We start from the raw sequence: 22314 nt of genomic DNA on the forward strand, positions 1-22314 counted from the left end.
AATTTCTGAAAAAAATACATTGCCAGGGAAAAAATGAAAGAATCCGCTTTTGCATGAAGAAAAGCGGATTATATTACTTTACAAATGAAATTTTTTTACTTCGCTTTGCAGTTCTTGGGCTAAGCGACTTAGTGAATCAGAGGAAGCAGTGATTTCTTCGATAGAGGCAAGCTGTTCCTGGGAAGAGGAAGAGATCCCTTGCATACTTCCGTATATTTCTCCGGAAACATAAGTAAGCTGATCGACGGAAGCGGTGATTTGTTGTGTACTGGCTGACATCTGTTCTGTGGCGGCGGAGATTTCCTGAATGTCGCCTGCCACTTCTTCAATCGCATGGAGAATACGCTGGAATGTTTCTCCTACTTCATTGACCACTACAGTGCCTGATTCAACTTCCTCCGTGCCGCGCTCCATTGTATGAACGGCTTTTTCTGTGTTCAGTTGAATTCCTTCAATTAGAACCGCGATTTGTTCGGTAGATTGGCGCGATTGTTCTGCTAGCTTACGCACTTCTTCCGCTACAACGGCGAATCCTTTGCCATGTTCTCCGGCACGAGCCGCTTCGATTGCTGCATTTAACGCCAGCAGATTTGTCTGGTTCGCAATCTGGTTAATAGTTTCTACGATATGTCCGATTTCTGCTGAACTTTCACCAAGTGTACGGATGACAGAAGCAGACTCGTGTACAGCTTCACTGATAGACTTCATCTGATCGATTGTACGTGCAATGACCTGACTGCCCTGCCGTGCATCCTGGAGCACACCACTAGATGATTCAGATACATTTGTTGTTGATTCGGCAATCCGTTGGACAGCGAGGGAGTTCTCCTCAATTGCTTGACGGTTTTCGGACATACTTGCTCTCTGAGAGTCTGCCCCGTTGGCTACGTCTTGAATGGCATTGGCAACAATTGTGGCTGCTTCAGATGACTGTTCTGCACTTGCATACAGTTCTTCTGATGCTGCGGAAACGTGCTCAGAACTCTCGTTTACTTTACTGATAAGTTCGCGTAGATTCGTTTTCATTTCATTAAAAGCTGTTCCAAGTTCACTAATTTCATCTTTTCCTGTGATAGGAATCGCAGCGATAGACAGGTCACCGGTTGCGAGTTGACGGGCTGATTTGGAAACAGCAATGATCGGCCGTGAAATAAGACGGCTGATGAACCAGGAGATGAAGATACCGCCTACAAATGCCAGGATACTCAGGATAAGAATCCAGGTTTTAGATGAATTTGCATGGTCGCTTGTTTGCTGAGTTACGGTTTGCATATGAGCTGTGATAGTGCTGGACAGTTTTTGGGCCTGATTTACAAAGGTATCGATTTGTTGTTTTGCACTTGTGCGGCTGATCTGTTCATATTCTGCTGTTTTGTTTGCTTTTTTTAGTGCGAAGAGCTGCTGGGCTGTGCTATCAAAGTCATCATTTACCTTATTAAGTGAAGTGAGCATAGCTTGGCTTTCATCGGTTGTGAGTAGAGGGCTTAGCTCTTTAACGAGTACTCTATATTCATGATCGGCTTGTTTGTATGCATCAAGTGAACCGACATCCCCAGTAAGCAAATATTTATCAACTTCTTTGGATTGTTTATAGGTATTTGCAACTAATTTCTCTGTTAATACATCAGCATGGGCATCACGATTGAGGAGCTCGGTGTAGTTGGAGTTGACAGCCGAAAGTTGAGAATAACTAATTCCTGCTGTACAGGTTAATAAAAATAGGATAATACCAAATCCTAAAATAAGCTTCGCTCTTATAGTCATAAATACTCACCACCATCTGTTTTTTAGTAATATATATCTAATACAATATTACCATAATATAAGGGTAGGATGTAAGAAAAAGCAAAATAAAAAAAGCTGCAAGATTTACAGCTTTTTCGATATAAAAGTATGTAGTACATCATTAAACAACGGTCAGGGATATAATCTGACGGATCGGACTATCCATATTACGACCGTCTCCGTAATATAAGTATACAGGACCATCTTCACGAATCGGCTTGCCATCAATGGCAAAACAAAGGATGGCCTTTTCTGCCTCTGCAAGGGGGAGGTGATATTCTTCGCCTGTTTCGGTGCGACAAATAAGCGCAATCGCATCCGCCGCTGGTTCAGCATTGCGCAGGAATGGGACGAGCGGCATGCCATAATCGCCGCTGATCTGTTTTTTCTCAACGAATAGCTGCTCACTTTGTTTGGTCGGAGTCGAACCATGTTCTAGTTCTTTATCCCATAGGCGCCCCATTCGAGTGATATCATCTTCTTTTTCTTTCTTTTCCTCCATTTGACCGGCACCGGCGAAGAAGTCTTCCATCTTGAACTTGCGGTCATCAAAAATCCAGATGCTTGGGTCAAGGGTAATGCTATAAGCGACTTTTCCATTAATTGATATAATGTCTGCCATGTGTATATCCTCCAGATTTTGTACTTCAGATAAAATAGAATGCAGTTCCTACTATAATATACACGACCAAAAGTAAAATTCCTTCATACCAGTTTGTACTTCCATCGCGCGCAATCGAAGAAGCGATAAAGACAGCAACCCCGATGGCGGCCAGTTCATAGGACGTGAATACGAGATTCATTTGACTGCCGAACAATAAGCTGACAAATACAAGGGTTGGAGCTACGAACAGGGAAATCTGAAGGCTGCTTCCGACGGCGATCTCAACAGATGCGCCAATTTTGTTTTTCAGCGCCATAAAAACAGCAGCGCTATGCTCGGCGGCATTCCCGACAATGGCAATTACAAATGCCCCGACGAAGATTTCAGACCAGCCAAGCGACTTAGCTACCGCATCAATGCTATGTACGAGCCATTCGCTTGTGATCGCTACAAATACAGTCGCGACGAGCAGAATGAGAATAGATGTGCTTTTGCTCCATATTGGACTCTCCTCTTCATCAGTGGAATCTTGATCAGAGAGAACGTCTTTGTGCGTGACCATGGAGAAGATGAGCCATAAAACATACGCAACAATCAGGAGCCCAGAGATCATAAGGCTGAGCTGATTGATATGTGGAACGTTTAATTGCCGCATAAAGACAGCCGGAATAAACAGAGAAATGACAGCAAGTAGCATAAGAGAAGAGTTATGTCCGGCCAGCAGTGTGTTAAACCGCTGCTCTTTGAATTTAAGTCCGCCTGCAATGACGCTTAAGCCAAGTACAAGCAGCAAGTTGCCAATAATCGAGCCGGTAATACTTGCCTTTACCATATCGAATAGGCCTTCTTTAATTAGGAAAATCGAAATGATCAATTCAGCAGCGTTGCCGAATGTAGCATTTAGAAAGCCCCCGATCCGCTCACCTGCATAATGGGCTACGCTTTCCGTTGCTTTTCCAAGCAGCGCGGCAAGTACGATGATTGCAGCGGCTGCGGTTGCAAACTGCAGGCCCGATGAATGAGTAAAATAGTGGGCCCAGGCACTTAGTGCAGTGAAAAATACGACCAAACTGTAAAACAGTTTTTGATTCACACTCACATCCTCACTTTCTTTATGTATGTTTTCTTACATGAACATACTCTTTTTTAGTCAAAATGAAAAGAAAAACATTGGAAGGGACAAGAAGAAAAGCGGAGTTGTCGCCTTGACACATCCGCTTTTTTGTACAATCAGTTGCAGAAAATATGCTTGCCGATCTTCTTAATCTGTGGTCGGCTCCAAATCCACGCTGATGTCGCGGTGTCTGGATTGAAATAGTACAGCGCACCACCCGTTGGATCCCAGCCATTCAGCGCATCTTGAACCGCTTTAACGGCTGTTTCATTCGGAGTCAGCCATATCTGACCATCCGATACAGCCGTAAAAGCTCCTGGTTCAAAAATAACTGCACTCGGTGAGTTAGGAAAGGATGGGCTTTTCACTCGGTTGAGAATAACGGCGGCTACCGCTACCTGGCCGACATATGGCTCGCCGCGTGATTCCCCGTATACTGCGTTCGCCATCATTTTTAATTCGTTTTGAGAGAAGTTAACATTTGTTTTTGGCAGTTTCTTTGGTGCTGTGGCTGTTTCAGTTTTTGCAGGCGCTGTTTCTGGTGCGCCTGGGCGCCAGTTTTTCGTCGCTTCCCACAGTTTTAACTTTGTTTTCGGTCCAAGTATGCCATCAATAGGTATGCCGAATTCATACTGGAAATTGCGCAGTCCGTTATACGTACGCCACGAGAAAGTACCATCTACCGGTCCGGTATAAAAACCGAGAAATTTGAGCCGTCCCTGCATTTCAGTAACGTCTTTTCCGCTTGATCCGACATATACCGTTTCCTCGCTGAACCCGTGCGCAGGCGATGGCGCAAGCCACGGCATCGTCATGGCAATGGCCAGAATCAGTACCACGGGCCAGATACGATTGTGGCGCATATATTTTTTCATGGGAATCCCTCCTGTAAAAGGTAGTACCCATATTTTGCACGTCTCGATACGAAAACATGTGTATAATAAAAGAGAAGAAACAAAGGAAATGATTGGAGAATCCTTGCTATGGAAATTAAATACGAACAGATCGTATCCATCTGCAAAGCGCTCGGCCACCCGGTACGGTTGCGTATTTTCACCTTGCTGGCAGAGCAAGGTGAGTCATACTGCGGGGATATGGTTTCACTTGTCGGGGTGGCGCAGTCCACAGTGTCGCATCATCTCAAAATTTTAAAAGACAGTGGATTGGTTACAACGGAGGAGCAGGGGACATTCGTTTGCTACCGGGTGCAGCGGGACCGCCTGCGGGAATTGACACACTTACTTCAAGGATTGTAGAAAAAAGTGGGGCAATTGCCTGAAACAAGTTGCCAGCGCCCAGATGAACGAATACAATGAAAATTAATCAGATATAAAGGAGGAATTCCAATGGCTGATGTAAAAGGAAACGGAGTGGTACGGATTGCGGATGATGTCGTGGCAGTAATTGCTGGGATTGCCGCAACAGAAACCGCAGGAATCGCAGGTATGTCAGGTGGAATTACCGAAGGATTAGCTCGTCGTGTAAGTGGAAAAAACGTGCAAAAAGGTGTTTCCGTAGAAGTGGGAGAATTCGAAGCGGCGATTGATCTGCGCGTAATTGTAGCGTACGGCAGTAAGATCGATGAAGCATGTCGCACGCTCCAGCAGAATGTACGAGATGCGGTGGAGTCCATGACGGGCTTACGTGTCGTGGAAGTAAATGTGAAAGTAGAAGGGGTAGAATTCCCGAAACCTGAAAAAGAACAGCTGCCAGAAGCAGCGCAGCGTGTGAAATAAAAACAGAGTCATGTAAAAAGCGCAGGGCATTTATTATGTCACTGCGCTTTTTCGTTTTTACGCAACAGCAATTTCAATAGTCGATGGAACTTTTGGATTTTTTACCCCGAATAACCCAATAATGACAAGTAATCCGAGTAACAGTGATACAGCCAATGGATTATCTGCTGCACTAGTTCCATTTGTGTTTGGAGTTCCGCTTGTGCTGGAAGTTCCGGTTGGGCTCGAATTTTTCATGTATCTCCCTCCTGATTACGGATCCTGCATTCGCCGCTTAAGAGCAGCCAAAATTTCATCCAGTGTAATCGTACCGTTATTACGTAGGAAGTTAGCAAGTTCGCCGACACGATTTTCCTGCTGATTCTTCTGGCAGGGATTCTGTAACTTTCCGACCAGCGAAACGATAATCCCTCCATCGCGTCCGAACTCAATGGAATCGGTGATGAGTTCTCCAGATAAAAGCAGAGCAGCCGTAATAATTTCAAGTTGTTTCGAGGAGAAGAAATGGTCATACGGAGAAGAATGGGTGCTATTTGTTTGTGTATTGTTTGTCTGCGTTTTGTTTGTTTGTCCGCTTGATTTTGTAGTCTCGGTATTCCTACGCTTCGCCATTTTCTCCCCTCCCTCTTACACAGTATGCAGGAGTGGGCCGGATGCGCCGATTATCGCGGCTCAATTAATTGGAACGCGCCTGTGCCGGCTAGTATAAGTCGCCCTTTCTCATTATGAATGCGGCATTCACATACACAACGAGTACGTCCTCGCCTCAGTACAGAAGCGGTAGCGATTAATCTTTCTCCCTTGCCAGGAGAAAGGTAGTGAACGTTCATCTCGGTAGTGACGACCTTATAACCTGTAGTCCGACTTGCTACTGATCCCATCACGCTATCGGCGAGAGTAGCTGTCATACCGCCGTGTACAATACCGAGTCGATTCATCATAAAAGGGGTAATAGGCACATCAAAGCGGTATGTCCCATCCTCCAGGTATTCTCCTTGCAGTCCAAGGAAGCCGGAAATATAGGCTGTTTTACGTTCCTGCATGTATTCTATAGCCTGGCGGGCAAGATATAGAATCTGTTGATCTTCCTCTGATCCATTCTCAAGCGTATCTTTTACAAATTGAAGCAATGCTTCCTGGTCGTGTCTCATGCTTTCACCTGTCCTTTGTAGGATTGCTTTGTCGTGTTCTTTTGTAGTATACAAGATTTTTGTGGAAAACTACTTTTCGTATAACAAGGAACGTGCAGTTTGTCTTGACGTAGGAAATGTGTATACTTACTTACAACAATGTTTTGTATTCGGATGGTGAACCGTATGATTCAAACAAATAACGATGTTTACACAGTAGATCGGATTCTTGGCAGTATTAATGAAAGGCTGTATACGCAGCTTGCTTCCGTAAATAACTGGCCAGAAAGAAACAGGGCAGCGCTACATCTGCTTACCCCAACAACAGTGGAACAAACGTGGCAGGCGATGACACAGGAAGAAAAACAAATGCTTGTGTATATGCTGTTCGCGATCGGTCACGATATGCTTACATACCGACAGATGGAGCAATATGCGCGTACTACATCGCCACTTGCTGCTTATAGTGGCTTAACAGGACTTAGAAGACGGGGGCTTGTATATACACTCCGCCGATTATGGGGAGAAGTCGCATATATCATGCCATACGACTTGCAGGCAGTGTGGCGAGCTCACATCCGAGCTAGCGAAAAAAAGGGTGGATCATTACACATAAGAATGGATGGATCTGAACCTGTACCTGCTATATGGGATGTATTATTTACGACTATACATACATACCGTCATGAGCCCATTGCGTTAACAAAAAAGGGTACATTGCCGATGAAAATAAGGCGACGCCTGCAGGCGCTTATTCCGTATGAGGAAGAGTTGATCGCTGCTGTATATGTACCAGATACCGATTACACAGCAAGAGAAAGATTTGTAGTAGACTTATTACTTCAGACAGGAGCGCTTCAGCTTTATGAAACAGATGCAGGGCTCGTATATCAGGTGGAAAATAAAGCGGTATGTCGCTTGTTTGCAGATAGGCGATCAAACGTGCAGGCTCGCGTATGGCAAGCGACTAAAGAGATTGTAGGTCGTTTACATCCGCTGTATCCGGGTATGCTAGAAGGACTTACGCTGGCTGATGAAGTGGATGTGGAGGCTTTGTATGACCGGGAACGTATTCTTCTTGCGGAAGCAGGGGTCACCTTGGATCAACAGGCATGGGATGGTTTTATTGATCATGTGCTGCCGCTTCTTGCCGGGTTAGGTTTTGGATGCTGCCATACCAACGAAAGCCGTGTGTGGTTTAGCTGGAATGGCCAAAAACCAGGCATGTATGAAGAGGAAACAGGAACAGACGAACGCCTGGGATACGTGCAGCCGACAATGGATGTGCTCCTACTTCCGTCTGCTCCGTATGATGTTCGCTGGGAAATGGGGGCTTATGCAGCGCTTGCGGATCAGCAGGAGGTGTGGACGTTCCGGCTTACACCGCAGAGCGTTCGGGACGGTATGCGTTCCCGAGGGCGTGCCGATCTGAAAGTGCTTCTTACGAAGATTCAGGGGGCGGACATTCCTGAGCCTGTACGAAAACAGCTTGAGCGCTGGATGAACGGTGGGCAGACCGCGACTTTTGATCATGTCCTTTTTTTGCGCTGTCCGGATGAAGCAGTGGCAGACTGGCTAGCTGGCGAGCCATCTCTTGCGCATGCTGTACGAGAGCGCTTGAATACGTGTGACTTTCTCATCCACGAAGCAGGCTGGAACATTGTCCGTACTGCGCTGGAAAAACATAATATTCTTGTCCAGTCTGCCGAGGAACCCGTATTGCGTCCGTTTGCAGTACAAAAGGCAGATGAGATAGGATTTAAGGTAGAATCAGTATTTCCAGTACTGGAAGACTCCCTTCCAGAACTGCGGAATATTCCTGCTATCTGGTATAAAAACTGGCAGACGTATCATGCGTCCACACTTCGTAACATGTTGTCCAAAGCTCAGGTGCTCGGGGTGCCGCTTCGACTTGAAGTCGGAACGAGCGAATGGGAAGGTGCACGTGTAACAGAAATTCGAAATGAAGATGGTCACTATCGTGTTCGATTTGCTATCGCAGACGATAGCATGACGGTTCCGCTTCAAGAAGTTGGTCGGGTCAGTTGGAAGCTCTCCTTCTTCTAAGCAGGCTTGTCGAGCAAAGACTATGCACAGTGAGGACAAAATGATACAATAATGGGCGAGGTGAGGAAATGGCAAGCAAGTCAATCAAGGTGCTAGATTGGAACGATGTATTAGAACGTGCCTATCACATTGGCGAACAGCTGACCCACTCACAGGAAATGCGGCGTTATAAGGAGACGCGTCAGGAGATGGAAGCTGACGGAGGGGCCGCCGCACTGATTGAGAGCTTCAAACGCCTAAAAGAAGCGCATGAAGAAGTGGAACGATTCGGGACTTATCATCCTGATTATCATACTGTTACTCGTGGTGTCCGTGAGAAAAAGCGGGAGCTTGATAAAGTGTCAAGCATTGCCGCATTCAAGCAGGCTGAGAATGATTTAGATGAACTGTTGTATCGGGTAAGCCGGGTAATTGCTGATTCCGTATCGGAGCAGATTAAAGTGCCAAGCAATAACCCGTTGTATGAGCTTGGTGGGGGATGCGGCAGCGGAGGATGCGGTACAGGCGGAGGATGCGGCTGCTCATCACGCTGACCTAAGAGCTAAGCAATGCTAGTATGAAGAAGGAGAGTCGAAGCATGAGAGAAAGACGCGTAGGGCTTGCCGTATACGTGAAAAGCTTAAAAGCGGCCCGCAACTTACGCAAGTTTGGCAATATCCACTACATGTCACGCCGCCTGAATTATGTGTCGATGTATATAGCGGCTGATACATTTGAGCAGACAGTCGAACGTATCGCACGCTTAGACTTCGTTACGCGTGTAGAACACTCTCATCGCCATGAGATTAAGACGGTGTACGACAATGCCAAGCCAGATAAGGCGAAAGAATTCGACTACAAAATGGAAGAGAACCAGATTTTGTCGATTGCGCGTGGAGAACAGCATAATAGCCTATAAAAAGCATAAAATGATTCTGAAGAAGCAGCCGATAAGGGTTGCTTTTTTTATTCATTGTTTGGTAATAGTGCCAATGGTATAATGCATAAGTACACAGAGAAAGGGAAAAACCAAAATGTTTATGCATAACCACATTAAGAGTAAACTCCGCTTCGTTTCGTTAACGGTGATTACGCTATCATACTTTCTTGTTAAGGATTATCCCGGATTTAATGGGATTGTGTTCTGGGGATTGACACTAACCGGATGGATTATTGCAGCTTTTGTATACAGTTGGAAAGGGAAGAAGACAGGAATTTTTCTAGAAGAGAATGAGAGCAAACTTCGTTTTATGGACTTTGCATTTGTACTTTGTTATATGACTGTAACAGGAGGCATTGAAGAAAGTCCTTATTTATACTTGATTTATCTAGGAATCGCATCTGTAGGACTGTACGGTTCAAAGCGCTTTGGTCTAATATACTCGCTATTGGCACTTATAATTTTGGTTGGATACGACTTATCTTACCATCAGATCATGGAGGGCCGGTTTGTTGGGGTGGGGCACATATGGCCCAAGTTATGTATGCTACCGGTATTTGGTCTGTTGGCTGATATGTTAATGGTGCATTTCCAATCGATGCAGGAGAACGAAGAGATTGTACTTGATCAGCTTGTGACAAGTCTTGCCAAAGCGATTGGTAGTAAAGATTCATATACACTTGGTCATTCAACGCGCGTGCAGATGTATTCACTTGCGATTGGCAATGAGCTTGCACTTACCCAGGAAGATATGTTTACGTTGCGGTACGGAGCGTTGTTGCATGATATTGGGAAAATTCATATTCCGTCCAGCCTGCTTAATAAAACAGGTCGCCCTACGCTTGATGAATGGAATGAACTTAAAAGTCATTCCACGGAAGGTGCACGCATTATGGAAGGGCTTCAAAAATTGAGTGGTGTGAGGGATATTATCCTGTATCATCATGAAAAATATGATGGAACTGGCTATCCGAAGGGACTGGCGGGAGAAGAGATTCCATTTCTTGCAGCTATTGTAAACGTTGCCGATTCGTTCGATGCAATGACGTCTACGCGGTCGTATAATCAGCCGAAGACAGTAGAGGAAGGAATGGCAGAAATCCAGAGCTGTATGGGGAAACAGTTTCATCCAAAAGCGGCAGCAGCAGCACTTGCTCTGTTTGAACGAGGGGAGTGGCCGCGCTTTAAGCAGCTTGAGGAAAAAGCAGATAGTGAACATTGTACGAAATCTGCAAAGAATTTTGCCATAAGTAAGTAACATAATTGTGACAACTTTTTTTATTCGAACATGTTACAATGAAAGAGAAAATGAATACAGCTAGGGGGAAAACAGAATGTTTACTAAAATAGTGGTTGCGATTGATGGCTCTGAGATGGGAGTAAAAGCACTGGAGGCTGCGATTGCACTTAGCGCCGAGCAGAAGGCGGAACTTGCTGTGTTGCATGTAGGCAGAGAAGTCTTTGTCTCTCCATATATTGTAGGGGAAATGGCGTATTTGACGAAAGACTTTGATGAGAATGTAAATGAGGCAATTCGTAAAGAATCGCAAAAATTACTTGAAGAAGCGAAAGAAAAAGCGATGGCGCGTGATATTGCGATTCAGGCTGTATATGTAACAGGAGATCCAGCACATGAGATCGTTAAGTATGCAGAGGAAAATCAAGTAGGCCTCGTCGTTATAGGAAGTCGTGGACTTGGTAGCTTGAAAGAAATGATGCTAGGAAGTGTTAGTCATAAAGTTTCTCAGCTCGCTTCTTGCCCGGTTCTTATCGTGAAATAGTGAGAGATTTAATCCCTGATCCGATATGAGCGAATCAGGGATTTTTTATTGTACGAAAAGTAATCGCTTTCTTTTTTATGTTCTAGACTGTTGACAATCAACTGTAAATAATGTAAGTTTAATCCGTTAGAAAAATTAGATAAATAGAAAAAGAGAGAAAAAACAGAAAAAGGGAGAGAATGTTTATGAAGAGTAACCAGGAAGTTGCAGAAACAAAGATCGTAATGTCAGATCCAACCGCACTCGGTGTGTTTGGATTGGCGATGGTAACGTTTGTGGCATCATCACAAAAACTTGGGTGGACGACTGGCACTACTTATTTATTGCCATGGGCGATTTTCCTTGGCGCAATTGCTCAAATTTGGGCTTCAACTGTAGATTTTAAGAAAAACAATTATTTCGGTTCGATTGTTCTAGGCGCATACGGATTGTTCTGGATCGGGGTTGCGTCGCACTGGATGATCGCCCTTGGGTGGTTTGGGGATGTTGGAAAATTAGCAGACCCGAAACAACTGGCTTTCGCATTTTTTGGATACTTGATCTTTTCTTTATTTATTACAGTAGCAGCATTGGAAGTTAATAAAGCGTTTGCAGCGATTCTGATCTTGATCGATGTTCTTTTATTCTCACTTGCACTGGCAACACTCGGTGTGAATAAAGAAATGTTCTCGAAGCTTGCCGCTTATTCTGAACTTATTATTTCTCTTATTGGTTTTTACGCAGCAGGAGCTGCATTCCTCAACGCTTTCTTTGGTAGACAAGTCCTGCCGCTTGGTAAGCCGCTTGGTCTGATCAAGAAAACTGCACCAGCAAATAGCCAGCCTGCTACCGGTCGAAAAGTGGCAGCAAACGAATAATTTTTCTAACATACGTACATTTTCCCGCTGAGTAGATCAGCGGGATTTTTTTTGCAGAAAAGTGTCGGGAAAGAGTTGTTCTCTTGTAAGTATATGGTATAATTTGGTAAAAAAGGAGGGGTAAGGATGCTGGATGTGTCGGAATATGTCATAGCGGTTATCCGGGACGGAATTGCCAGGGGCGCAAGTGATATTCATATTGAACCAGCGACGAATGAACTTGTCATCCGATTTCGCCTAGATGGATATTTGCAGGAAGTAGAGCGTAAAGAAGAAGCCTGGGGACCTCCTGTCATCTCACGTCTTAAACTGATGGGAGGTATGGACATTGGAGAGAGGAGGCTGCCACAGGATGGCGGATTTTCGTTGGAATCTAAGGAAGAAGAGCACGGGGAGATGATTGATGTACGGGTGGCAACGCTTCCGACCATTTATGGCGAGAAAGCTGTGCTTCGTCTACTTCCGCACGCACCTCGCTACGGCACCCTTACTTCGCTTGGCATGAATGAGACGGATGCCTCCCGCGTTCGCTCCATGCTTTCGGGAACACAGGGAATGATTCTGGTAGCGGGAGCGACCGGAAGTGGTAAAACAACGACGATGTACACGATGCTTCAGGAGCTGAGCAGTGAAGGGCGTAACATCGTATCGCTAGAACAGCCGGTGGAATATCGGATTCCAGGGATTAATCAGGTGCAGATTCATCCGCGTTCCGGCCTATCCTTTCATGAAGGGCTGCGAGCTGTACTGCGGCAGGACCCGGACGTTATTCTGGTCGGAGAGATTCGGGACAAGCTGACAGCAGAGATTGCCGTTCGGGCTGCGCTTACAGGTCATCTCCTTATATCGACGATTCATACAAAAGATGCGGTTGGCACGATTGTTCGTTTGCTTGATATGGGAATTGAGCCGTACCTGCTTACATCTGCACTGGTCGGTGTAATTGCCCAGCGGCTTGTACGCCGCCCATGTCCGAATTGCTACGGTGAGATGCCAGCATGTTCATCCTGTCATGGAAGTGGCCTGTGTGGTCGTATAGGGATTTATGAAGTGCTGGTGGTAGCCGATGATTTTCATCCGTATATTCTTCATCGCTGCTCAGCGGATGAAATGAATCGTTATTTACGGACAAACGGATTTGTTCCCTTGTCGGTCTCTCTTGAACAAAAAATAGCGGAAAGAGAAGCGGAGCCAGATGCTCCGATGTTATACAAGTCGTATGCGTCTACGAATCAAGTGGTCTGATGTCTTGCTCTCCCGTCTATGTGACAGTCTCTCTCATCTGCTAGAAGGTGGAATTCCGCTTCTTGATGCGCTGGATGTTACAAGTTCTCATATGCCGCTTTTATATAGACGGCAGCTTCAGGCCGTCAGGAAGGAGCTTGAAGCTGGCTATCCACTATCTCATGCACTCGAGCAAATTCGGCCCCCTGCATTTTTTCTCTCATTGCTTTCGGCAGGGGAAGCTCATGGTGATTATGCTCGTTGCTTTCGATTTGCGGCCCTGCATTATCAAAAGAGGTATGAATGGAAGCAGCGTCTCAGGCAGCTTCTTAGTTATCCGTTGTTGTTACTTGTTCTTTCCTCTTGTAGTCTACTGTTTTTGCTCCATACGATTTTGCCTCAGATGATTTCGATGTATGCGTCGATGAATCTTCAGCTTCCTGTTTTTACTCGTCTATTTCTTCAGGCTAGTTCGGTTACGCTATCGGCTCTACCCATTGTGATTCTCCTAGTAGCTGGCATGACACCTCTTCTCCTATGGGGGCGAAATCATGCTTCTCTCGGCTTATTCTGGCTTCGGATTCCTGGTATACGAACTTTTTGTCGGATTGCATATACCCAATATTTTGCACGCCAGGCAGGGCTTTTGTTTCAGGCGGGTGTGTCTATTCTTGACATTTGTACGCTGTTTTATGAGAAAGCTCCGTGGGCTGTAATGAGGCAGGAGATGCATCTGTTAATAGGGGAACTGCTGAAAGGGCAGAGCTTGAGTGCTACGATGCGGAATCGCGTTTGTTTTACACAGGGATTGATCCGCTGTCTTGAACTTGGGGAGCAGAGTGGGCAGATTGATGAATGTCTGCTTGTGTATAGTGAGCAGCTGGAAAGGCATGTTCGTCATAGGATCGAACAGATGCTGCGCTGGATCGAGCCGGGACTTCTGCTTGGGATTGGGCTGATCGTGTGCGGCGTCGTTTTTTCTTTGTTTTTGCCTGTATTGTATATGATGAGTCGTATTTCACAATAAAGGAAGGAGCCGTATAGATCAGATGAATCGCATGGGAACGAAGCATAATGAACGAGGTTTTACCTTAATTGAAATGCTGGTTGTAGTCGCGATTATCGGCGTGTTTTTGTCGCTTGCCCTGCCTGTTTATAAAGATACGGTTGTGAATGCACAAAATCGGAGCTGTGAGTTAAACAAGCGAATGTTGAAAGTAGCGATGGAAACGTATTATTTGAATAACGGGAATGTATACCCGACAATGCGAAAAGAGATTGATGAACTGTTGGCTAAGCATTATTTAGAAGAACGTCCGACGTGTTCAGGTGGAGGAACGTATACGTTTACTCCATCGGCAGATGGTAAGTCGGTGGACGTATCCTGTACGATACATCATGCACCGTAATCGATCAGGTCAATATGATGGTGAGCGAGGCTTCACCTTGATTGAAATGCTGCTGACCATAACAATTCTTACCTGCATGCTTGCTATTATAATGCCGGTTGTCCAGTACAGTGTTCAGCGGATGCAGGAGCGGCAGTATATTGAACAGCTGACGGCGGATCTATATTGGGCAGCCAGTGAAGCGCGCTGCCGCCAGAGTACGATTACAATCAATTTCGCAGCAGATGCTTCGGGTTATACGATTCGAACGGCATACGGACAACCGCTTAAACAGGCACCATTACCTGTTGGCTTTCGTCTGTATCATAACTTTCAAGGGCTGATGGTTTATTTTAACGAATTGGGACATATCAGTCGTGCTGGGACGATTCGACTGATTAATCCGGAAGGGAAGGAACGAAAGGTTGTGTTGTATATAGCAAGTGGACGGTTTCAGGTGGATGGAGGGAGTGAATGAAGAGTCAGGATGGTTTTTCGTATGTTGAGACAGTGATCAGTATTTTACTGGTGGCTCTGCTTGTAGGCGTGACCGGGCAGATGACGGCGCTAGCTGTGCAAATTCGAGAGGGGCAAGCAGAGGAAACACAGGGATATTTACTCGCTTATTCTATGGTGGAGCGATGGAAAATGGATGGAGTTGTTGGAACGTTTCAAAAGGAGATAGAAGGCTGTCGTTACGACATAAGGATACAGAGTGAGTCGCTTACCGAACGAGTGGAACGGTGTGAGGTGCTGGTGCAATGGGGAGCAGAAGCAGAGCGCAAACAGGTTCAGGTAAAAGGGAGCCGTTTTCTGGGAAGGACTCCTGCAAGAGGAACTGGGAGCGGGGGATAACGCTGTTAGAAAGTCTGATTTCGTCTCTGGTGCTCTTCTTACTAGCTGCCGTTGTGCTGGTACTGTATGTGCAAGTAGAGCGAGAGATGCAGCAGGTGCAAGAGGTGAAGCGACTGGAGATAGAAGCTCGTTCTTTTTTCATGTATATAGAGGAAGAAATTCGTCGCAGTGATCAGTTTGAAACACCGACTTCATATGTGCTCCGTTTTCGGGATGATGCGGGGGGCACGATCATGTACTGGATGACAGGAAATCGGTTATGTCGACAAGTAAACGGTACTGGTTATGTCGTGATACTGCAATATGTAAGTCGGGTGGATTTTACCGTATTTCCGAATGGCTGCCAGGTGTACATTGAACTTACAAAAGGCGGTGTATCCTGGAAGGGGGAAGTGTTCATCGCCAAAAGAGTAGAACTGGCTGCATGAGAGGTGGTATAATGCAGAAAAATCAGACGCGTTCCCGTGGGTCGGCTCTGCTCATTATTATTGTGTATACGCATTTGGTGCTGCTGCTCATTTTACATACAACTGGGATTTTGTATACACTCGGTCGGATTGCGGCAAATGATCGCGCACGCCTAGCGAATAAATATCGGGCAGAAGCTGCTGCATATATGGCAGTGGAATACTTACTGCGAGAGGCTTCGTTGCCGAATACAAGCTGGTATCAGGTAGACGGAGAGCGGGTGAAAGTAGATGTGCTCAAGCGAAACGGTGTATATGTGATGATTGGAGCAGTGGCCGATCGTGCGAGCGTGTGCCTGACAGTAGAGACGCAAGCGGGACGTATTGTGAAGTGGAGTGAAAGTTGATGAGACATGTTATTTTGATCGGATTCATGGGAACAGGAAAAACAACGGTAGGGGAGGCACTTGCCAGACGGCTTGGCTGCAGACAGGTTGATTTGGATGAGTGCGTGGTCGAACAGGCAGGCCGAAGCATTCCGGATCTGTTTGAGACGGAAGGAGAGGAAGGTTTTCGTTTGCGCGAGACGCAGGTGCTGCGTGAGTTGGTGCAGCGCGTAGATGGACAAGTTCTTACAACGGGAGGCGGTGTTGTAACGCAGCCGCGCAATATTGAAATTATGCAGGCGAGTGGAATTGTTGTTGCGCTGTTTGCGCGTCCAGAGACGATTGTTGAGCGTGTTCGTGGGGATGCAAACCGACCGCTTCTGGCAGGGGATGTGGAGGAACGGGTACGAAAGCTGTTACAGGAGCGAGAGGGGCTGTATGATTTTGCCCCGATTCATATCCAAACGGACGGCAAAACCGTACAGGAAGTCGTAGAGGAGATTATCGCACATCCTGCATTTGTGGCGACGTCGGTGTGATTGAAAAGATGTGCGGGGGGATATACTAGAAACAAATGAGCGTACAGGAGGTGGGGACCAATGTCCTCTCAGGAATACGTTCGGTATTTAACGCAGCGCTTTGTTACGTATGTGGAAACACCTAAGCAGGAGCGTCCCAAACGAGTACGGGAACCATGGTCATACCGCTGGTTTGGCTTACTTCCTTTAGCGCTCGGTATGCTGTTTCATCGTCGCCCGAAGAGAAGAACCCGGAATTTGTGATCCGGGTTCTTTTATTGTTTTTTTAGATAAAACAATCCACCGTTGATGAGAGTAACGTCGATGCGTGGTTCATATTGCCAGCGTAACTCTTCCATCCGCCGGGTGTGCGAGGTGGTGTAGTCTGTTTCCTCTTCGGCTGACTCCGCTTGTCGTGTGTAAAATTGCTCGGCCATCTCGAGTTCAGCGGCAAGCCGCTCTTGTGCGCGGGCTGCCCAGGCGGTATCCTCTGCGCTGATGCGTTCAGACAGGTACGTGCGAAGGCAGGTCCGGGCTGATTCCAGACTATAAATAGGGCGCATTGTATACGCATATGCAGGCAAGGCAGGCTGGAGGGTGGTTTGTTCCATTTTGGCATAGAAGTCTTCTACGATATGCCCGTGGATCAGATTAAAACCGAGCGAGAATAATAAATCTTTTTTGCGATCACATACAAAGGAAATTTTATAGTTGATGCCAAGCCAAGGAACGAGTGCGGTCTGTTCACTTGATACGTCAGACGAAGTTTGTTCGTACAGGCGCACATAGCGACCGTGCCGCTCAGCTGAGGCAAAAAATTGCTGCAGCCGGGGCGAACCAAATGTGAGATCTTCCCCTCGTATATCTGGAGGAGCAGCCTGTCGCTCAAACACGCAAGTCATGTTCATTGGTTGAGGAGGGAGATCGAGCTGCTCTACATATGTCCAATAGAACGGGCGGTTGCCGAGATCTTTGTCTACTTTGATCGGAAGCTCAACGACAAAGTAGGCAGGATGCCGTTCGATATAATGTGTCTGATGGGCGTCGAAATAACGTTCAAGAAAGGAGCGAACCTCCTGCTGATTCACGGCAGCACCGATCCTTCCAGTGTCTCGCGTGCTGTTGACGGTATTTGCTTGTGTGCAGACCGGATGATTTCACCCAGATTCTCCATTTTAATCCGAACCTCTCCTTCACTTTTGGATGCGAGCAGAATGTTAATGATATTTTGTTCCAGCGACTTTTGTAAATGAAGTCGGTCAATAATCGTATCGAGTTCACCGATGACCATTTCGAACAGATTAATTTTCTCATATAACAGATGAAGAATTTTTTCTTCAATTGTATTGGCTGTAGCAAGATTATAAATGTATACGTCCCGCTGCTGGCCAAGTCGGTGTATGCGGCCAATTCGCTGCTCAACACGCATGGGATTCCATGGCATGTCATAGTTAATGAGGCGGTTGCAAAACTGGAGGTTGATTCCTTCGCCGCCTGCTTCCGTCGCAATCAACACCTGGGCACGTGACTCAAACAGCTGGCTCATCCAGTCTTTTTTACTGCGCTTAAAGCCCCCGCGAAACAGGACGGACGTAATGTCGTGTTCGGCAAGCAGATGCTGCAAATATTCCTGCGTGGCCCGGTATTCAGTAAAAATAATCAGTTTATCGTCAGATTCCCGAATGATGTCGACTGCTTTTTGCGCTTTTGTGTGACGGTCAATTTTTTTGAGCATGTGCACCAGCTCCACAATATGAGCGCGAATCGGGGAGTTTTCTGGTGCCCGATTATGCATGTTGACAAGTGTCATAAAAGCAGCGTCCCGGCTGCTGCATACTTCTCGCTGGAGTGTGATTAGCGACAGGGCATTGCTTGCGCCTTGTGCAGTCGTATATTGTTCTTGTACGAACTCGGTGACGCCGTTATATAGTGCCTGTTCTTCTGCTGACAGTTCAATGGGGACTGTAATGACATGACGGGTCGTGAATTCCACATTGCCATCCGAGCGTCGATTGCGGACCATCACCTTGCGCAGCTCCTGCTTGAGCGTGTCGTTGTTTTTCACGTTCCGTTTGCCATGTGCATAGCTTTGCTGGAAATGTTCAGCCTGTCCAAGGTGACCGGGTTTAAGCAGGGTGATCAGGTTATACAGCTCATTGAGCGTATTTTGAATCGGCGTAGCGGTTAGAAGCAGACAGTATTTTTTCGTCAGCTGCTGAATGAACTGATAGTTTTTCGTTTGTTTATTTTTTAGTTTGTGTGCTTCATCCACAATGATTAAGTCATATGGTTGGTTCAATACGATGTCGCGATGCGGTGGACGCTTGGCTGTGTCGATTGATGCCACAAGAATATCGTGACGTGTCCACATGTATTCTTTCGTCTGAGCTACCGCAGGGATGGAGAATTTTGTGTTTAGCTCTCGCACCCACTGGACGACAAGCGAGGCGGGAACGAGAATAAGTGCTTTTTTCACGAGACCGCGTACCATATATTCTTTCAGGATCAGGCCCGCTTCAATTGTTTTGCCAAGACCAACTTCATCAGCAAGCAGGGCACGCCCGTGCATATCTCGAATGACGGTTTGCGCCGTAGTAAGCTGGTGATCGAGCGGTGTGAGATGAGGGAGGTAGCGCAGACACTGGAGTTCATCAAAATCTCCAATCGCATTGGCTTGAGTTGCCTCCCATGCCAGACGAAATAACTCACGTTGATCCCATGGACCATCATCGGTTATACGCGTCTGCAAGTCTTCAAACCATTCGTCCTGGAAGGAAACGGAGATGTGTGTCACGATTGTACCACCTTTGGTTTACTAGAATCGTAACTAGTATGTGCGCTGTCTTAAAAACTATGTAGCCGAGAGAAGAGAAACGGAAAGAAAGACAAAAAACGCCGATCTCGTGGATAGGCGTTCTGGTTATTTATCTCGCTGGCGAATGGAAATGCGAAAGCGGCGGATCGAGGGAGTAAACACGTAGCGGATGACGAGAGCACCAGGGAGAACATAGCCGATCAGTGCTTCGAGAATGGCCACACCGCGTGCCCAGCCGAACGGAGATAGATCACCGTAGCCAACGGAGAGAAGGGTAATGGCGCTAAAATAAAGCGTACGGGTAATGCGGTCGCTCCACTGCTTCTGGTGGGCAGCGGAGGCGTAATGGTCAAGAATAAAGCCTAAATTCGCCCATTCGACTACCCAGTATAGGAGGGCAAAAAATATCACCAGATTTACATACAGAAAAAACAGCGTTACAAAGTTGTACCAGGTTTTTTGTTTGGAAATCTGATTCATGGAAAGACTCCTTCATACAAGGGTTACATCTGTACGAATACGATCTTGTACATATGTATGCGGGAGTCTATCGTTTATAATCGGCTGCGGTAAAAATGCTCGTCCCCGTCCTCATCATAGCCTTTTTTGCTAGCGTCTGATTGAGTAGGTTTCTTTGCCTGTTGAATTTCTTGCTGAAGCTCGTTTATACAATTCATGCAGTATGCCCCGGCCGTAATGGCGGCGCCGCATTTTTTGCAGGCATACATCATGCTTGGATAACGGGTTACATCAAAATATTTTTCCTTAATTAAGTATTCTATATAAACAATCGGAATATCGAGGTCTTTTGAAATTTGTGCAATGGGAGCATTTCGATTTTCTTTTGGTTTTAAGTATTGGCGAATTCGCTTAACGGTCTCAAGTTCTTTACGCGCACAATCCGGACATACCGGTTTGGAAATTTTTAGGTATATTTTTCCGCATACCGCGCAGTTAGAAGGTATCATAGCGGTACTCCTTTCTTTAAAACGTACAGTAAAAAACATTCATACTTCTATAATAAGATGTTTCGGTCTGTTCCTCCTATGTTTTCTTGTCTTTTTTTACAAAATGAGAAAATAGCACCTCATTGCAAATGCTGTTTTTGTATAAACTAGTCTTAAAATACTACTTGATTAGAAATGATATACAGTTTAACGTAAAGAGAGATTGAATAAATAAAGGTGCAGTGAAATAAGTAGTAGATAAAAGAAAGAATTCTATCCCGTACCAGGAGGAGAGTGTAGAGAATGGATAAGAAGCCAGTAGTCTGTCATATGGATGAAAAAGGGAATATCCTGCTTCCAGCAGAGTTTCAAAACGTTCTTGGTTATGGTGTTATTGAATTTGTCATTGAGAATGATTGCATTGTACTAACGAAAGCAGAACCGATTTATACAGGCACCCTGGATGTAAAACGGAATCGAAATTGATACATAAAGAAATTTTTTATTTTCCTGAATATTTCGCATGCTAAAGCATAGATTTTACATAGTAGCGGATGAGTGTAGCGGGAAGAGCCGCGTGATGGCACACGTCGCGCAAAAGGAGCAAGGACAGAGATGGGGAATTCCCTATTCCTGTCCTTTTTTATATAACGTGTGGAGGTGGAAACATGACCAAATTACGACGAACCCCGCTGTATGCGCTGTATGAGAAGTACGGGGCAAGGACGATTGATTTTGGTGGATGGGAACTTCCGGTTCAGTTTGCAGGTATTCAGCACGAGCATGAGCGAGTGCGGACAAAAGCGGGACTATTTGATGTTTCGCATATGGGAGAGATTGAAATAAGCGGGCGGGATGCGCCTGCCTTTCTTCAGAAGATGATGACGAATGACGTATCGCGTCTTATGACAGGTTGTGCCCAGTATACATTGATGTGCACGCCTAACGGTGGTACAGTGGATGACTTGCTTGTGTATAAACGGAGCGAACAGGAGTACTTGCTGGTCGTGAATGCGGCCAATACCGAAAAAGATGAAGCGTGGCTTAACAAGCATGTGACAGGCGATGTTGTCATAAAAAATGTATCAGATGAAATGGCGCAGCTTGCCTTACAAGGTCCGCTTGCCGAGCGGATTCTGCAGCAACTAACAGCTGAGCCAATTGCAGCTATTCGCCCGTTCTGCTTTCGAGAGCATGTGCAGATTGGGGCAGTGCGTACGCTCATTTCACGTACCGGATATACAGGAGAAGATGGATTTGAACTGTATGTAGGAGTGGAAGACGCTCCTAAACTGTGGACACAAATTCTTGACGAAGGTGGGAAAGATGTGATGCCATGTGGTCTTGGTGCACGTGACACGCTGCGATTTGAAGCGCGGTTGCCACTGTATGGACAGGAACTTAGTGAAAGCATTACACCTCTTGAGGCGGGCCTTGGATTTGCGGTCAAACTTGAGAAACCGATGTCCTTTATTGGGCAAGAAGCGCTTCGGCGTCAGAAAGAAGCAGGGGTTTCACGCAAACTTGTTGGCATTGAGATGACAGGTCGCGGTATTCCACGAACGGGTTATGCTGTGTATGCAGGTGATCAGGTAATTGGGGATGTGACCACGGGTACACAGTCTCCAACGTTTAAGAAAAATATTGGTCTTGCACTTGTGCAGGCGGTGCACAGTACTCCAGGGACTGAAGTAACCGTTGAGATTCGTGGCAAAAAAGTGGCGGCTGTAGTGGTACCGACACCGTTTTATAAACGAATAAACCCATAAAGGAGGCGCAGC

Annotated in this window: 30 protein-coding genes; 19 read left to right on the top strand and 11 right to left on the bottom strand. The window is 46.1% G+C overall.

Features of this window, described 5'->3' with window-relative positions; all coding sequences use genetic code 11:
- Window positions 1-78: 78 nt before the first annotated feature.
- The 4 genes from PO771_RS05530 to sleB form a co-directional block, all read right to left on the bottom strand.
- A complete protein-coding gene (locus tag PO771_RS05530) occupies window positions 79-1764 on the bottom strand; it encodes a methyl-accepting chemotaxis protein (protein ID WP_272562277.1) in 1686 nt (561 codons plus the stop codon).
- Window positions 1765-1906: 142 nt separating this feature from the next.
- A complete protein-coding gene (locus PO771_RS05535; RefSeq protein ID WP_272562278.1) occupies window positions 1907-2407 on the bottom strand; it encodes a peptidyl-prolyl cis-trans isomerase in 501 nt (166 codons plus the stop codon).
- Between the two features lie 25 nt (window positions 2408-2432).
- On the bottom strand, window positions 2433-3482 hold the full coding sequence (gene cax, locus PO771_RS05540) for a calcium/proton exchanger (protein WP_272562279.1): 1050 nt from the start codon (window positions 3480-3482) through the stop codon (window positions 2433-2435).
- A gap of 137 nt (window positions 3483-3619) precedes the next feature.
- Complete coding sequence (gene sleB, locus PO771_RS05545; protein WP_422664999.1) at window positions 3620-4312, bottom strand: spore cortex-lytic enzyme; 693 nt, start codon at window positions 4310-4312, stop codon at window positions 3620-3622.
- A gap of 174 nt (window positions 4313-4486) precedes the next feature.
- Between sleB and PO771_RS05550 the strand changes: the two genes are divergently transcribed.
- Both PO771_RS05550 and PO771_RS05555 read left to right on the top strand, forming a co-directional pair.
- A complete protein-coding gene (locus tag PO771_RS05550) occupies window positions 4487-4759 on the top strand; it encodes an ArsR/SmtB family transcription factor (protein WP_272562280.1) in 273 nt (90 codons plus the stop codon).
- 90 nt (window positions 4760-4849) lie between these two features.
- Complete coding sequence (locus PO771_RS05555; RefSeq protein WP_096464614.1) at window positions 4850-5239, top strand: Asp23/Gls24 family envelope stress response protein; 390 nt, start codon at window positions 4850-4852, stop codon at window positions 5237-5239.
- Window positions 5240-5296: 57 nt separating this feature from the next.
- On the opposite strand, the gene PO771_RS05560 is transcribed toward PO771_RS05555, so the two are convergent.
- From PO771_RS05560 to PO771_RS05570, 3 genes are read right to left on the bottom strand one after another with little or no spacing between them, the layout of a single operon-like run.
- Window positions 5297-5476, bottom strand: coding sequence for a hypothetical protein (locus PO771_RS05560; RefSeq protein WP_272562281.1), 180 nt, complete (start codon window positions 5474-5476; stop codon window positions 5297-5299).
- Window positions 5477-5491: 15 nt separating this feature from the next.
- The gene (locus tag PO771_RS05565; RefSeq protein ID WP_272562282.1) at window positions 5492-5851 is read right to left on the bottom strand and encodes a hypothetical protein; all 360 of its coding nucleotides are present in this window, start codon (window positions 5849-5851) and stop codon (window positions 5492-5494) included.
- A 50-nt stretch (window positions 5852-5901) separates the two neighbouring features.
- Window positions 5902-6390 carry a PaaI family thioesterase gene (locus PO771_RS05570; RefSeq protein ID WP_272562283.1) on the bottom strand — a complete coding sequence of 163 codons (489 nt, stop codon included), beginning with the start codon at window positions 6388-6390 and terminating at the stop codon, window positions 5902-5904.
- Between the two features lie 165 nt (window positions 6391-6555).
- Between PO771_RS05570 and PO771_RS05575 the strand changes: the two genes are divergently transcribed.
- The 15 genes from PO771_RS05575 (at window position 6556) to PO771_RS05645 (ending at window position 17035) form a co-directional block, all read left to right on the top strand.
- Window positions 6556-8436 (top strand): hypothetical protein, encoded by a 1881-nt coding sequence (locus tag PO771_RS05575; RefSeq protein WP_272562284.1) that lies wholly within the window; start codon window positions 6556-6558, stop codon window positions 8434-8436.
- A gap of 68 nt (window positions 8437-8504) precedes the next feature.
- Window positions 8505-8969, top strand: a complete 465-nt coding sequence (locus tag PO771_RS05580; protein ID WP_272562285.1) for a YlbF/YmcA family competence regulator — start codon at window positions 8505-8507, stop codon at window positions 8967-8969.
- A gap of 44 nt (window positions 8970-9013) precedes the next feature.
- Window positions 9014-9334, top strand: a complete 321-nt coding sequence (locus PO771_RS05585; protein WP_272562286.1) for a YlbG family protein — start codon at window positions 9014-9016, stop codon at window positions 9332-9334.
- A gap of 115 nt (window positions 9335-9449) precedes the next feature.
- Window positions 9450-10613, top strand: coding sequence for an HD-GYP domain-containing protein (locus tag PO771_RS05590; RefSeq protein ID WP_272562287.1), 1164 nt, complete (start codon window positions 9450-9452; stop codon window positions 10611-10613).
- A gap of 76 nt (window positions 10614-10689) precedes the next feature.
- Window positions 10690-11136, top strand: coding sequence for a universal stress protein (locus PO771_RS05595; RefSeq protein ID WP_272562288.1), 447 nt, complete (start codon window positions 10690-10692; stop codon window positions 11134-11136).
- 185 nt (window positions 11137-11321) lie between these two features.
- Window positions 11322-11993, top strand: coding sequence for an acetate uptake transporter (locus PO771_RS05600; protein WP_272562289.1), 672 nt, complete (start codon window positions 11322-11324; stop codon window positions 11991-11993).
- Between the two features lie 126 nt (window positions 11994-12119).
- Entirely contained in the window at window positions 12120-13238 is a 1119-nt protein-coding gene (locus PO771_RS05605) for a GspE/PulE family protein (RefSeq protein WP_272562290.1), read from the top strand.
- Window positions 13189-14244 carry a type II secretion system F family protein gene (locus tag PO771_RS05610; protein ID WP_272562291.1) on the top strand — a complete coding sequence of 352 codons (1056 nt, stop codon included), beginning with the start codon at window positions 13189-13191 and terminating at the stop codon, window positions 14242-14244. The genes PO771_RS05605 and PO771_RS05610 overlap by 50 nt, the downstream gene beginning before the upstream one ends.
- A gap of 22 nt (window positions 14245-14266) precedes the next feature.
- Complete coding sequence (locus PO771_RS05615; protein WP_272562292.1) at window positions 14267-14626, top strand: competence type IV pilus major pilin ComGC; 360 nt, start codon at window positions 14267-14269, stop codon at window positions 14624-14626.
- Window positions 14616-15083, top strand: coding sequence for a competence type IV pilus minor pilin ComGD (gene comGD, locus PO771_RS05620; protein WP_272562293.1), 468 nt, complete (start codon window positions 14616-14618; stop codon window positions 15081-15083). The genes PO771_RS05615 and comGD overlap by 11 nt, the downstream gene beginning before the upstream one ends.
- Window positions 15080-15460, top strand: a complete 381-nt coding sequence (locus PO771_RS05625; RefSeq protein ID WP_272562294.1) for a PilV family protein — start codon at window positions 15080-15082, stop codon at window positions 15458-15460. Before comGD ends, PO771_RS05625 begins: the two co-directional genes overlap by 4 nt.
- Before the next feature lie 68 nt (window positions 15461-15528).
- Window positions 15529-15888, top strand: coding sequence for a competence type IV pilus minor pilin ComGF (locus tag PO771_RS05630; protein ID WP_272562295.1), 360 nt, complete (start codon window positions 15529-15531; stop codon window positions 15886-15888).
- An 11-nt stretch (window positions 15889-15899) separates the two neighbouring features.
- A complete protein-coding gene (locus PO771_RS05635) occupies window positions 15900-16274 on the top strand; it encodes a hypothetical protein (protein ID WP_272562296.1) in 375 nt (124 codons plus the stop codon).
- Complete coding sequence (locus tag PO771_RS05640; RefSeq protein ID WP_272562297.1) at window positions 16274-16792, top strand: shikimate kinase; 519 nt, start codon at window positions 16274-16276, stop codon at window positions 16790-16792. Before PO771_RS05635 ends, PO771_RS05640 begins: the two co-directional genes overlap by 1 nt.
- Window positions 16793-16852: 60 nt before the next feature.
- On the top strand, window positions 16853-17035 hold the full coding sequence (locus PO771_RS05645; RefSeq protein ID WP_272562298.1) for a YqzE family protein: 183 nt from the start codon (window positions 16853-16855) through the stop codon (window positions 17033-17035).
- An 11-nt stretch (window positions 17036-17046) separates the two neighbouring features.
- Here PO771_RS05645 and PO771_RS05650 read toward each other — a convergent pair whose 3' ends face one another.
- The 4 genes from PO771_RS05650 to PO771_RS05665 all read right to left on the bottom strand — a co-directional run bounded on the left by PO771_RS05650 (window position 17047) and on the right by PO771_RS05665 (window position 20554).
- On the bottom strand, window positions 17047-17859 hold the full coding sequence (locus tag PO771_RS05650) for a YqhG family protein (RefSeq protein WP_272562299.1): 813 nt from the start codon (window positions 17857-17859) through the stop codon (window positions 17047-17049).
- A complete protein-coding gene (locus PO771_RS05655) occupies window positions 17856-19565 on the bottom strand; it encodes a DEAD/DEAH box helicase (protein WP_272562300.1) in 1710 nt (569 codons plus the stop codon). Before PO771_RS05655 ends, PO771_RS05650 begins: the two co-directional genes overlap by 4 nt.
- 126 nt (window positions 19566-19691) lie before the next feature.
- Complete coding sequence (locus PO771_RS05660; RefSeq protein WP_272562301.1) at window positions 19692-20066, bottom strand: potassium channel family protein; 375 nt, start codon at window positions 20064-20066, stop codon at window positions 19692-19694.
- A gap of 74 nt (window positions 20067-20140) precedes the next feature.
- On the bottom strand, window positions 20141-20554 hold the full coding sequence (locus PO771_RS05665; protein WP_272562302.1) for a hypothetical protein: 414 nt from the start codon (window positions 20552-20554) through the stop codon (window positions 20141-20143).
- Window positions 20555-20836: 282 nt separating this feature from the next.
- On the opposite strand from PO771_RS05665, the gene PO771_RS05670 reads away from it, so the two are divergent.
- Together PO771_RS05670 and gcvT are read left to right on the top strand one after the other, a co-directional pair.
- The gene (locus PO771_RS05670) at window positions 20837-21019 is read left to right on the top strand and encodes a division/cell wall cluster transcriptional repressor MraZ (protein ID WP_272562303.1); all 183 of its coding nucleotides are present in this window, start codon (window positions 20837-20839) and stop codon (window positions 21017-21019) included.
- Window positions 21020-21201: 182 nt separating this feature from the next.
- On the top strand, window positions 21202-22302 hold the full coding sequence (gene gcvT, locus PO771_RS05675; RefSeq protein ID WP_272562304.1) for a glycine cleavage system aminomethyltransferase GcvT: 1101 nt from the start codon (window positions 21202-21204) through the stop codon (window positions 22300-22302).
- The last annotated feature ends 12 nt before the right edge of the window (window positions 22303-22314 follow it).

The sequence above is a fragment of the Aneurinibacillus uraniidurans genome, from assembly GCF_028471905.1.
In the GTDB taxonomy this organism is placed as follows: Bacteria; Bacillota; Bacilli; order Aneurinibacillales; family Aneurinibacillaceae; genus Aneurinibacillus; species Aneurinibacillus uraniidurans.